The 11,586-nt window shown below is 39.4% G+C and carries 12 protein-coding genes, 3 pseudogenes and 1 riboswitch; of the genes and pseudogenes, 10 read left to right on the top strand and 5 right to left on the bottom strand.

What is annotated here, in order from left to right; genetic code table 11:
* From AB4Z17_RS27695 to AB4Z17_RS27710, 4 genes and pseudogenes are all read right to left on the bottom strand, one after another.
* A pseudogene (locus AB4Z17_RS27695) lies at window positions 1-220 on the bottom strand (sialidase family protein); the annotation flags it as partial.
* An 86-nt stretch (window positions 221-306) separates the two neighbouring features.
* Complete coding sequence (locus tag AB4Z17_RS27700) at window positions 307-774, bottom strand: hypothetical protein (RefSeq protein WP_441963369.1); 468 nt, start codon at window positions 772-774, stop codon at window positions 307-309.
* A 30-nt stretch (window positions 775-804) separates the two neighbouring features.
* Window positions 805-1,257, bottom strand: coding sequence for a hypothetical protein (locus AB4Z17_RS27705; RefSeq protein WP_441963371.1), 453 nt, complete (start codon window positions 1,255-1,257; stop codon window positions 805-807).
* A 57-nt stretch (window positions 1,258-1,314) separates the two neighbouring features.
* The gene (locus AB4Z17_RS27710; RefSeq protein WP_441963373.1) at window positions 1,315-1,863 is read right to left on the bottom strand and encodes a hypothetical protein; all 549 of its coding nucleotides are present in this window, start codon (window positions 1,861-1,863) and stop codon (window positions 1,315-1,317) included.
* Between the two features lie 470 nt (window positions 1,864-2,333).
* Between AB4Z17_RS27710 and AB4Z17_RS27715 the strand changes: the two are divergent.
* From AB4Z17_RS27715 to AB4Z17_RS27745, 7 genes and pseudogenes are all read left to right on the top strand, one after another.
* A pseudogene (locus AB4Z17_RS27715) lies at window positions 2,334-2,531 on the top strand (IS1182 family transposase); the annotation flags it as partial.
* A gap of 319 nt (window positions 2,532-2,850) precedes the next feature.
* Window positions 2,851-3,462, top strand: coding sequence for a hypothetical protein (locus AB4Z17_RS27720; RefSeq protein ID WP_441963375.1), 612 nt, complete (start codon window positions 2,851-2,853; stop codon window positions 3,460-3,462).
* A 148-nt stretch (window positions 3,463-3,610) separates the two neighbouring features.
* A complete protein-coding gene (locus AB4Z17_RS27725) occupies window positions 3,611-4,033 on the top strand; it encodes a VOC family protein (RefSeq protein WP_441963377.1) in 423 nt (140 codons plus the stop codon).
* Window positions 4,034-4,529: 496 nt separating this feature from the next.
* Window positions 4,530-4,724 carry a hypothetical protein gene (locus AB4Z17_RS27730; protein WP_441912372.1) on the top strand — a complete coding sequence of 65 codons (195 nt, stop codon included), beginning with the start codon at window positions 4,530-4,532 and terminating at the stop codon, window positions 4,722-4,724.
* A gap of 136 nt (window positions 4,725-4,860) precedes the next feature.
* The gene (locus tag AB4Z17_RS27735) at window positions 4,861-5,232 is read left to right on the top strand and encodes a hypothetical protein (protein WP_441963378.1); all 372 of its coding nucleotides are present in this window, start codon (window positions 4,861-4,863) and stop codon (window positions 5,230-5,232) included.
* A 269-nt stretch (window positions 5,233-5,501) separates the two neighbouring features.
* Window positions 5,502-6,149: pseudogene (locus AB4Z17_RS27740) on the top strand (SDR family oxidoreductase); the annotation flags it as partial.
* A 131-nt stretch (window positions 6,150-6,280) separates the two neighbouring features.
* Window positions 6,281-6,973: a M24 family metallopeptidase gene (locus tag AB4Z17_RS27745; protein WP_441963380.1), complete on the top strand. Its 693-nt coding sequence runs from the start codon at window positions 6,281-6,283 to the stop codon at window positions 6,971-6,973.
* 135 nt (window positions 6,974-7,108) lie between these two features.
* Here AB4Z17_RS27745 and AB4Z17_RS27750 read toward each other — a convergent pair whose 3' ends face one another.
* On the bottom strand, window positions 7,109-8,158 hold the full coding sequence (locus AB4Z17_RS27750) for a Rieske 2Fe-2S domain-containing protein (protein WP_441963382.1): 1,050 nt from the start codon (window positions 8,156-8,158) through the stop codon (window positions 7,109-7,111).
* A gap of 111 nt (window positions 8,159-8,269) precedes the next feature.
* Window positions 8,270-8,372: riboswitch (purine riboswitch) on the bottom strand.
* 359 nt (window positions 8,373-8,731) lie between these two features.
* On the opposite strand from AB4Z17_RS27750, the gene AB4Z17_RS27755 reads away from it, so the two are divergent.
* From AB4Z17_RS27755 to AB4Z17_RS27765, 3 genes are all read left to right on the top strand, one after another.
* Window positions 8,732-9,487 carry an endonuclease/exonuclease/phosphatase family protein gene (locus AB4Z17_RS27755; protein WP_441963384.1) on the top strand — a complete coding sequence of 252 codons (756 nt, stop codon included), beginning with the start codon at window positions 8,732-8,734 and terminating at the stop codon, window positions 9,485-9,487.
* Between the two features lie 349 nt (window positions 9,488-9,836).
* Window positions 9,837-10,565: an MgtC/SapB family protein gene (locus AB4Z17_RS27760; protein ID WP_441963386.1), complete on the top strand. Its 729-nt coding sequence runs from the start codon at window positions 9,837-9,839 to the stop codon at window positions 10,563-10,565.
* 44 nt (window positions 10,566-10,609) lie between these two features.
* A complete protein-coding gene (locus tag AB4Z17_RS27765; protein ID WP_441963388.1) occupies window positions 10,610-11,320 on the top strand; it encodes a glycerophosphodiester phosphodiesterase in 711 nt (236 codons plus the stop codon).
* Window positions 11,321-11,586 lie beyond the last annotated feature (266 nt).

Here is an 11,586-nt window from a genome sequence, read left to right on the forward strand (position 1 = left end):
CAATAGCATTGCCTTGGGTAGTAAAACCAGGGGGCAATGGCAGCGTCAAAGTGGAGGGGTACGTATTCCCGCCATCCTGCGACACATATACATTAATTCTGGAAGTTCCTGTAGAAATGCTGCTAGATGTAACAATGACGGTTAAGTTGTTCAAAGTATTAACGGTAATGGAAGGCTCTTGCTGTGATTGCGCACCCATAGTAACCGGTATGTTCGTCAAATAGATGTCCTCCTCATGGTAGATTTTATATATGGAGAAAAACAACTTGTCACCTACAAACTGTAGGAACAAGTTGTTTTCTTCTATTATCCTAGAACTTGCCCTGTAAGGTTTATTGGTCCGGTAATGGCCACGTTTCCGAGGCCAAAATAGGAAACGGTCAAAAAGTAGGGTATAGCGACACCAATTAACGTTGGATTTGGTACTTGCGTATGAGTGAAGGAAGTGTTAAATGATACCTGAGTTATAAAGCCCATGTTACCAGGAAATAGCTCGGAGTCCGTGGTTTGAAATACGATAGGATCTGTTGGGCTGAATCCTCCCGTACGAATACGAAAAGTTAGTTGGGGAGATACAGCCTGATTGAGAAGTTGTAACGCCCAACCGACATTTCCCCAGAATTGAAGCTGGTTCGTTGAGCTTGTGGCTGTTAACCATATTGACGTTAAATGAATCTCAACCCCCTGCGTTAGTCCTAGGGGCAACGATCCGCCGCCTGCGGGAACTTCCTGTGTAGCATATTGCAAAATACTTGGCATAGGTCTATTCCTCACTTTTTTCAGATTACATCGGTGACCCTGCTTTTAACCGAGAATCATGCCAGTTAAATTGACAGGACCAATAATTGATACATTTCCGATGCCAATTTGTTGAACAGTCAAATAATACTGTTGATAACTACCTACGATTGATGGGCTAGGATTCTCAGAATGATCAAATGAAGTATTAAAGTTGATAGGCATAATGAATTGTTGGAAGTCCGGTAAATACTGAGAATCTTGTATCTGAAAGACGATGGGGGAGCTCGATCCCGAACCTCCACGGCGAATTCGGAAGATAAGCTCAGGTATGATGGTTTGATTCAGCAGCTGTACTTCCCATCCTACGGTAGCAGATATTAATAAGTTGACGTTTGTGCTGGAAATATTGAGGAATATTGAAGTCAAGGCAAGTTCGGGGCCTGGGGTTAAATTTAAAGGGAGCGACCCTGAACCAATTGGAATTTCTTCCTTGTCGAAGTCAAGGATATTGAGCATTTAAATCACAACTCCTCTATTGTAGACTATGGTGATTTCATTGGCTGTATTCTTCAATTATCCTAATACAAACCCTGTTAAATTTACAGGACCGACAATGGAAGCATTGCCAACTCCTATATTCTGAACGGTTAAGAAATATTGTTGTGCTACTCCTATTACTGACGTTGGTGGGAGCTCCGTGTGATCAAATGCTGTAGTCATTCCAATATTCATACTGATAGCCGTGTTTCCAATTAGCAAAGCAGAATCCGATGTTTGAAACACAATGGGARAATTTGTTCCAAATCCGCCGCGCCGAATGCGGAAGACAAGCTCGGGAGCAATAGACGTAGTGGTGATTTGTGCTTGCCATCCAATGGTAGAGTACATGAAGATATACTGATTAGAGCCGGTGACACTAAGCCAAATTTCAGTTAGTGGTAGTTCGGAAGCCCCTGCATTTACAGCCAAGGGCAAAGACCCACCTCCGATAGGGACCTCTTCAAATTCAAAATCAAGGATATTTAACATGAGCGACATCTCCTTTATTATGATACTAGCCTTAATGACTTGTCCGATTATGATGATAGGTACAACAACCGTTACACCTTCACATTCAGACATCTCCTTTCAGTTGAAATCTACTACCATTCCAATATATTCAAACTATTTTGAAAGAAATGTACAAAAACCCCGATACAAAAGTACAATTTTCTGAGAGGAACATCCCTATGAGTTCACTTTCATCATGTATTGGATATTCGAATGTTCTCTATTTAATAGAAAAATCTAAAAAATATGCTGAATTTGGACCGACTGATTATAGAAGACAATTTCGAAATCATAAGTGAAAATAAGGGTCAGTCTCGAAAGTAGATACAACTACTAACTTGTGATCGGTGGATGATTGAATCGGAAAGTGTAATTGGAGAAATGATGGGAACGATAGATCAGAAAAGTAAAATGAGGGTGTCCCAAAAGCCATAGGCTTTAGAGACACCCTCTTCAAAGTTTTGAAATCTGTAAAAAAACAAAGAAACCAACCTTTGGTAAAATGGAGGTACCACCCAACCATCTTCGAAAGGAAGGTTTCTATGTACATTCAATATACCATGGACCAGCTTACCCTGCCAATGGATTTAGCTGAAGATATTCCCGAAAATCACCTCGTTCGTGTCGGTAACACTGCCGTGAACCGTCTGAGTGATCGCATTTTTTCAGCCGCCTATCCAGGTGGCGGTCGAGACAGTTATCATCCCAAAATGTTAACAAAAGTCATTATCTATGCCTACATATGCGATACGATGAGGAAGAAGATACATGGACATGCGCGAAAAAATAGCCGTACAGGAATAGATCACCCTGTACGGCTATTTTTCATATTTTGCAATATTTCTGTTCAAAGCGAGCTATCCCTTCAGTGAGATTTACGCTTTTGGAACAGCCTCTTTTTCATTGAGTGCTAGTGTAGTAATTAAATTATTTTTTAGAATAAGTAGAACAATGAAAGTTTAGCTATTGGATTAGGAAATGAAATTACTAGTATATGTCACGGAATTTTGATATGTTTTCACTATGGAACTTATTCCCAATACACATGAGGGGTCGAAAATGATGAGAAATACCGTCTCAACCTGCCTGTTGGCTATAGGAATACTTATAATTGCCATTGGCATTATTTCAGGATTTGCTTTATCAACAGATGAATATGGCGATYTCCAGATCGTAATTGCATTGTACTGGTGGATTTCAGCTATTATTTCAGGATTTCTCTTTATTGGATTGGCCGAAATTGTGAATCTATTGCAAAAATTACTAGATAAAAACAGTGGCGAAACCCAGTCAATTCAGTCCGTATCATCCAGTAAGCATGAGGAAAGTGTAGTTAACGATGCCATTGCATTCTCAAACATTGGAGAAATTGAGGGAGAAGAATCTGAAACGAAAATTAAGGACTTGACGATTCTTATTGATAATGAACGGGTTAAAGGTGAATTTTGGATAACAAAATCAAACGTCAGAATAATGAAAAAATCTATGTTTCAAACGGATATGGATGCTCAGCTTGTTAAGGTAATCACTAAGAGCAATCTTTCTTCTAATTATGTAAGAAATAAAGACTACATTATTTTTAGTTTTGTTGAAGGACATAATGATCATAAGTTGGCATTTAAGACACATAACATTTACGACTATGAGCGAATAGTTAAATTACTAAAATAATAGTAAAAGTAAATGTATAATAACTACTATTATTGGTTTTGAAAAAGGGTAATAATCAGAATGATTTTGGAGAGCACTTAGGTCAAGCATTGTTATTTGAAAAAAATAGAATTAGTAAGAAATTATGAAATGTAGGGGAGTTTGGGATATGGTTCAATCTATAATACATATCGCTCTTGTTGTAAAAGATTATGACGAGGCAATTGAATTTTATACAAAGAAGTTAAATTTCACTTTAGTTGAAGACACATATCAGCCAGAGCAAGATAAACGATGGGTAGTGGTATCTCCGCCTGGTTCAGTTGGTACCACAATATTACTTGCAAGAGCATCAAAGCCTGAACAAGAGCTCTTTGTAGGTAACCAGTCCGGCGGTAGAGTTTTTTTGTTTTTAAACACAGATGATTTTTGGAGAGATTATAATGAAATGATTTCAAGAGGTGTGGAATTTGTTAGAGATCCAGTAGAACAATCGTATGGTACGGTAGCAGTATTTAAGGACTTGTATGGGAACATTTGGGATTTATTGGAGATGAAAGAAAATCATCCAATCTCTAAACGAATGAAGTAGATGATATGAATTTGTTATGCTCAAAGAGAATGTTAGTAGAATAGCACAAATAGATGAGCAGGCCCAGTGATGGCCTGTTCATTTTTTTAAGCTAATAGACAGTCATGGGTAATAAGAATTGTATAATTAGTCTAATAGATTCCAATATGTGGTATTATAATTAGGGAAGTGCTTATACATACGATTATTGAATGATAAATCCGTATTATGTAAAAGTAGAGAGTTTATGCCAAAGAGTCGGATAACCTTTTAATAGATTCAAAGTTAGGGGGAAAACTAATGGCTTTTTTATTTGCTATATTGGCTTTTTTATTTATGTTGTTTTTCTTAAGTACATTCCGTGCTCTTATAAATAAAGAAAACAGTACTCAATTAACTATTATTACATCATTACTTTTTGGGGGGCTATTTTGCGTATGTCTACTAATTTGGTCTTAATAGAGTTTTTGAATTAACGAGGTTGAAGTTGATTCTACGTTTAAAGGAGAAATGAAACGTGACCAAACTAAATATGGTTTTTTTATTAAAAGCTATTGAGCAGAAAGACAAGGAATTAAAGCAAGCAGAAAAAGAGGCATTTTCCTTAGAAATCACTAATCCAAAATTCGAAGAGCTGTACAATAAACTTGAAAAAATAAGGCAGGAAGTAATGGATTTAAATTTACAGGTAAGTAATTTAAGTAATTTATGAATATGAGGAACAACGATTGCACAGATAACAAAAGGAGAAAAGTAAAGTCTTGATTATTACACGAAAAGCCGGAATTTCCTGCGATATATGTAAGTGAGGTGCGAAAACGTTTCAGACTTTTAGGAGGTAGGTTTCCATGATTACGGACTTAAAACGTGATATAATCGCTATTATTTTAACCGTGTTCATTATTGGTGGAATCGCCTTTAAAACCTATATGCCCAACGCATTCGCAAGCAAACCCGCACCGACTTTATCACTTGAAGAGGCAAGCGAGCGCCTAGAGCGAATTATTTCGAATGACGGAACGTATATAACCCGCTTCGATAGCCACGCCCTTGAACCTGTCGTATATGAAGCGTTAGCACACACGGTAAACGATTACGGGGCTTCGAATGATATGTTATTTGTAGCAGAATTAGTGGAGAAATATAATAACGATGGGACCGTGGAAAATTTACGTGAAGCGTTAGTGATACTAAACGATATAAAAGAGAGAAATTTATAAATAAGACCCAGCTACCTTATGCTGGGTTTTCGTTTTATTAGAGTATAGGTCACGGAATCTCACGAGAGTATTCGAACCAAGAGGCGCAGTAAAACTATTTATTCCCTATCTACAGATGTATTTAGGATTATAGTTAAAGAGTAAGACTATTACATAATTGACTACATGGAGGGCAACAACTCCATGTGACGATATGCTGAAATGGATCCAACAGCGAAAATTAACTTCATATTGGACCGGAAAACTAGCTGATCTGATGTCGATACTATGAAATCAAGTCAGATTTCCCGGCTACCTCACCTCAAAATGCTACAGCCGATATTGTGGATATTGCGCAAAGAGAAGCTTTATTCGAAAAATACCCCATTATTGATATATTAGTAAATAGTATGGGCATCTATGAAATGATGAAATATGAAGACGTTGACGATGAGATTTGAGAAAAATACTTCAGTACGAACGTGCTTGCCGCAAATGGATTATCTAAATTTAATTTACCTAAAATGTTGAAAAATGATTATGGCCGCATTATCTTTATTGCGAGTGAAGAAGCAATTATGCCTTCAGGTCAAATGCCTCAGTGTTGTATGACAAAATCAATGCTATTATCATTGTCCAAAAGCTTATCCAAATTAACAGTTGGAACAGAAGTTACAGTGAATACAATCCTGCCAGGACCAACTCTCTCTGAAAATGTGCATCAAATCATTGAGGGCATATACTCAAATGAAGATATGACTTTTTCAGAAAAAGAGAGAGATTGTATGACTACAAACCTGCCTCAATCTGAAATACTGCGATTTATCAAGCCTATTGAAATAGGTAGACTAGCTGCATTTCTATGCAGTCCTTATGCATCCGCATTTAAAGGCTCTCCAATCCGTATGGATGGGGGAATGGTACCGACTATTTTTTAATCTGTTTACGATTTGAATGATTGATTCTAATTTCATTTGGAATTGATGCAATAAAACGTTAGAATTATTTTGAAAGATATGGTAAGTTCTCTTTCTTCAGAAGGTTCATAGAATAGAGAGGAGAATGGGAAATGGATCTATCGATAAGTAAACGGCATGCCTCGCTACGAGAGGCTGAAAGCAAGGCGGAACAACTATTCAAGGCGATCGAAGATCAAGGAATTATACGTCCTGATGTAACTGAAAAGCAAATAAATCGTGAAATCTATCAATTGGCATTCGAGATGTTTGGTATCAAGAAATACTGGCATAAACGAATTGTGCGAGCTGGCAAAAATACGTTGTTTCCATATAGAGAAAACCCGCCTGACCGGATTGTTTCCAAAGATGATATTATATTTCTGGATTTCGGCCCAATTTTTGAAGATTGGGAAGCTGATTTCGGTAGAACCTTCGTGCTAGGAGATGATCCAGCAAAAATAAAACTGAAAAATGATATTGTTGAGGCCTGGGATGAAGGGAAGGCCTATTTTCAGTCTCAATCTGCGATTACAGGCAGTGAACTTTATACTTATGTTAGCCATCTCGCTTTAAAATACGGATGGGAGTTTGGAGGACCTCATGCGGGTCACCTAATTGGTGAATTCCCTCATGAAGTAATACAGGGAGAATCCGTTGAAAACTATATTCATACCGATAATCATATTCCAATGAGAGATCCGGATTCGAATGGTAAGCCTCGCGATTGGATTTTGGAAATTCATTTTGTGGACAGGAAGCTGGAAATTGGCGGTTTTATAGAGCAATTATTAACCGTTGATTAACTGTAATTATGGAAAACATAGTTGAAACTACAGAGTAACTACAAATGGCTGCCGAGCTTATCGGCAGCCTTTGTTGGTAACTTGGTGATCTTTCTTTTCAATGATTTGTTTAGAAGTCAGCTGTAAACATATTTCTTAAGATGTGTAGGTTCTTCCAAGGCCAAGTTGTGTAAGCAACTGCCTATAGGCAATTGAAGTGCGGTCAGCTGGAATATGGGCTTCGGCCATCAAATCGAGGGGGAGATCTTCTGGTGTTTGGGATTCAACCATTTCTCGATCTTCCTGAAAAACTTGCAAATTAAATTTAATCGTATCTTCAATCGGAAGCTCTTTATCAAAATTCCGTGAGATTGGACAAAATAAACGAGTGTAACGTGCTGAGACTGGAGATGCGCAGTTCAAAATCATGAGCCTGCCGTCATTTGGGAAATGTACAGTTAGTGAGGCCGCGAAAGGTGCAAATACACGAAACGCGCGAAGCCACATGAATCCTTCTGGAGCGGGATTTTCCTGGCCTTTACCGTAATTGCTTACGGTGCTCCAATAGTCTACTTGAAGCTGATTCCCGTCACGCGTTACTTTGTATTGTGGAACTTCTGTGTTATTGCGGTCTCCGAACGTCTCCGTATGCACGTATGCAAAATGAGAAACATCTAAAAATCCTTCCATTTGGCGTCCTGCCGAACCGGCAATATCAAAGCTTGGAGGTAATATATTAATAAAATCCGGATCGTCCCACCCAGAGAACGGCGGAATTTGTTCGTCTACAGCGGCTAAAGATGTCCAGATCAGCCCATATCTCTCAATAACCGGATACATGATTAATTTGAGTTTGGGCGATATTTTGGAGTCAGAATGGGCTGGAACGGCAGTGCATATCCCTTCGCAGTTATATCGAAAACCATGGTAAGGACATACGATTTCATCGTTTTCAATCCAACCCTTGCTCAGAGGTGCTCCACGGTGAAAGCAGAGATCACGAGCAATTACGACTTTGCCGTGGCTGCTGCGGTAACAAACGAGCTTTACATCAAGCAGCTTCACAGCAACTGGTTTATTTGTTACTTCTTCAGCAATGGCCACAGGATACCAGAACTGAGAAAGAACATTCCAATCATTTAGAGTAAATGTACAATCACGAGGGTATTGCAATGCGGATTCAACATGCGAGTTTGGCTTATTCATACACAATCGCTCCTTTAGAATGAATGATTAGGCTGAACGCAATAAAACCCCAGGCTGAAGAGGCGCGTAGTGAAATAGATCTAATTTTTCTGAAATAAAAAAATTAGAGTATCTTCACTAACGGCCTCTTGTAGCCTGGGGCAATTTACGGTTGCCTGGTCGAGACGCTCACACCAATTTATGAGCTTATACAAGAGAAGTTCATGTTAGATTACTTAACATTAACTATGTGTTTATTTTATTCCGGAAGAAGCTTTTTGTCAATTCTGTTATTTAAGGAGTTATTCTAAGCAGAGCCATTCCAGTATATGTGCAGCCTAAAAAGGTCGCCAGCATATTTATTTCAATAGTTATCTTGCATTCCTAGTCCTTTAATAGCAATAAATTTACTGTAATAAGTGGCTCTATATTAGTAAAAAGATAAACCAGTAAAGCGGCGTCATGAAAGCTTTATTGCGCATTGCTTTTGGGAAATGACGTTTTATTATAGATAGAATGTCACATTAACCAAGGGTTGATTATCCCGTCAACTCGCCATATGCTTATCTTACACTCATGTTAGGAGGGATCATTATGGAATTATCAATTATGTCTTTTAATCTTCGTATCCATGTCGCTGAGGATGGGGAAAATGCTTGGCCTAACCGTGTCGAAGCGGCTGCAGAAGCGATTAAAGCGTCTGGAGCTGCCGTTATATGCACGCAAGAAGGAAGCTTGCCTATGCTTGAGAGCTTGAATGCGCTGCTTCCCGAATATGAATGGATCGGGGAGGGCAGGCTCGGCGGCGAAGAGGGGGAGTTTTGCGCGATTTTCTTCCAGAAAGATAGGCTTAAGCCAGTCGAAAGCGGTACATTCGGATTGTCTGAACGTCCGGAGCAGCTTGGCTTTCAAAGCTGGAACACCGCTTGTCCGCGCATTTGCACTTGGGTGAGGCTGGGGCAAATCGACGGGCAGGAATATCTGATTCTGAATACACATCTGGATCACATAAGCGAGGAAGCAAGAATAAATGGAGCTATGCTCATCTTGGATAAGATGAATATTGCCAGTGGAGAATCGGCGATTCTAACAGGTGATTTCAATTGTGAACCGGAAACCAAAACGATACAAACTCTGATCCAAGCAGGGCTGCGTCATACATACACCAATCCTGCTGTACATCCGGGCTGCACTTATCATGGTTTTGAGGGCGGCGAAGAAGGTGAGCCGATCGATTATATATTCGTTACGCCGAATATTCGGATCGTGTCAGCGAATGTCGACAAGGGCAAGTACGATGGCAAATACCCATCAGATCATTATCCAATTACTGCTACTCTGCAGGTATAGCATACGAAAAATAGAAGAGTGGATGGACAGGAAACTGCCAAAATCCATTCTTTTTTTATATCGCTCGCTAGGAAATCATCAGTTGAAATAGAAGACTGGCATAGATTTACGGGTGGTGTTACATTTGCTGACAGATAGAGATGTGAAAAAATCAAGTAGTAGATTGATGATTCGTCATTAAGTTATTTTAGGGCACCTATCAAACGCTTCGGTAAGCCTGAGAAAAATCTGTTGAGAAAAAGATGGAAATCTTGTAGTGTAAATAATACCATTTATCCAGCTGCCTAATAATGAGTGGTTATTCAAAACTAATATCGATACCAGCGCATAGGAGGTGAAGTGGAACACGATGGATCTCCAATATGATCCGACTGTTTGGCAAATTAGTTTATTTGAGATAACGCTACGACTATTATTGGCTTTGGTACTTGGCGGTTTGATTGGACTAGAACGTGAGCTTGGCGGACATTCCGCGGGTTTCCGGACGCATATTTTGGTTTGTCTTGGTTCGGCTGTCATTGTATTGTTATCCATGTATGGATTTTCTGATTTCGCCGCAGAACCAAATGTTCGTTTAGATCCTGCTCGGTTGGCAGCTCAAGTAATCAGTGGCGTCGGTTTTCTCGGTGCAGGTACCATTATGCGAAATGGGTTTGGTGTTTCCGGATTGACTACGGCAGCCTCATTGTGGGTATCGGCAGCAATTGGACTTTCTGCAGGTGCAGGATTTTACTACGGCGCTGTCATAGCGACCTTCTTGGTGGTGGTGAGTTTGTTTTTATTGAACAAGGTTGAGAAGCTTTTCTCCCGAACGAAAAAAGTACGCGAGTTGCTAATAAAAATGGATAAAACATCAGCTGGTCTTAATCTTGTTTTGATGCATTTGAATCAAAGCGGACTGCAAATCAGCAAGCTCACGATAAACAACGACGAAGAAGAGGAGCGGCTAAGTGATCGGCATTTAACGATTCGTATCCAGTTGAAATTAAAGAAAATAAAAAACTATGAGGTATCTATCGCAGCGTTAGCTCATATGGATGGGGTACTAAGCTTGGAAACGGAAGGCGTCTCCGCCTAATTTGAAAGCGGAATCATTTTAATATTAGAAAGAGGAGACATGGCATGCATAACACGATGGTTGCAGCCCATACGGGATGTGGTGTTTATCCGGATAACACAATGACATCATTTGAAGAAGGCATTAAATTTGGCGCAGATATCGTAGAAGTCGATGTGCGCATAACCCAAGATGGTATTGCTATCCTTCTGCATGATGATTCACCTTATCTTCACTCACACACCTTCGAACAGTTAAATAATCCGGATATACGGCCGCTGCTCGATCCAATTTATAAAGATCATGAAATTGCGACGTTGGAACAAGTGCTTAAACTTTCGGCTTCGCTAGGAATCAAATTGAATTTGGATATAAAAACGGTAGATGCTATTGATCCGACGGTTAGGCTTATTCACCAGTTTGAAGCGCAAAAACGGGTTTTCATTACAGGATGTTCCGATAACATTACGGTAAGATACCCGGATATTCAAGTCATGCTGAATACGCCGGACGATTTGACTTTGGAACAAATGGAGCGATATGGCGACTTTGCGGAGGCTGTTTGCAGTGAAGCTAAGCAAGCTGGATACGCAGGGCTCAATATGAATGGCTTTACTTGTCTTCCGCCAATCGTAATTCGAGCGCACGCTTTAGGTTTGAAGGTATGGGTTTATACAGTGAACTTTCGGTCAGCGATGGAATGGTTTCTGAGGATGAAAGTTGACGCCATTACTACACGTGCACCCATGGATTTAATCGCACTTAAAAAAGAATGAAATTAACTGTAGCCAAGTGAAAAAAAGTTTGGTATAATCCGTTCATGGTAAGCGCTTACTTTAAGAGGCGCACTTTATTTTAATCTTCATGGTATCGCTTCCAGAAAAAGCAGTTTCAGATTAAGACGCTCATAGAAACATGGAAGAAGGTGAATTTTGTTGCAGTTCTTGATACCAATGAGTGAATGAATCTTAACAAAATATTTACCTATAGATAACAAAAAAATGGTTTAAGAAACAAGTTTTTGTTAATACAATCGGTCTAG

This window comes from Paenibacillus sp. TAF43_2, assembly GCF_052113545.1.
Taxonomy (GTDB): Bacteria; Bacillota; Bacilli; order Paenibacillales; family Paenibacillaceae; genus Pristimantibacillus.

Bases quoted from the DNA above. Each gene is read 5' to 3' on its own strand.
- AB4Z17_RS27705 (WP_441963371.1), bottom strand. From the start codon at position 1,257: ATGCTCAATATCCTTGACTTCGACAAGGAAGAAATTCCAATTGGTTCA.
- AB4Z17_RS27725 (WP_441963377.1), top strand. From the start codon at position 3,611: ATGGTTCAATCTATAATACATATCGCTCTTGTTGTAAAAGATTATGAC.
- AB4Z17_RS27735 (WP_441963378.1), top strand. From the start codon at position 4,861: ATGATTACGGACTTAAAACGTGATATAATCGCTATTATTTTAACCGTG.
- AB4Z17_RS27745 (WP_441963380.1), top strand. From the start codon at position 6,281: ATGGATCTATCGATAAGTAAACGGCATGCCTCGCTACGAGAGGCTGAA.
- AB4Z17_RS27750 (WP_441963382.1), bottom strand. From the start codon at position 8,158: ATGAATAAGCCAAACTCGCATGTTGAATCCGCATTGCAATACCCTCGT.
- AB4Z17_RS27755 (WP_441963384.1), top strand. From the start codon at position 8,732: ATGGAATTATCAATTATGTCTTTTAATCTTCGTATCCATGTCGCTGAG.
- AB4Z17_RS27760 (WP_441963386.1), top strand. From the start codon at position 9,837: ATGGATCTCCAATATGATCCGACTGTTTGGCAAATTAGTTTATTTGAG.
- AB4Z17_RS27765 (WP_441963388.1), top strand. From the start codon at position 10,610: ATGCATAACACGATGGTTGCAGCCCATACGGGATGTGGTGTTTATCCG.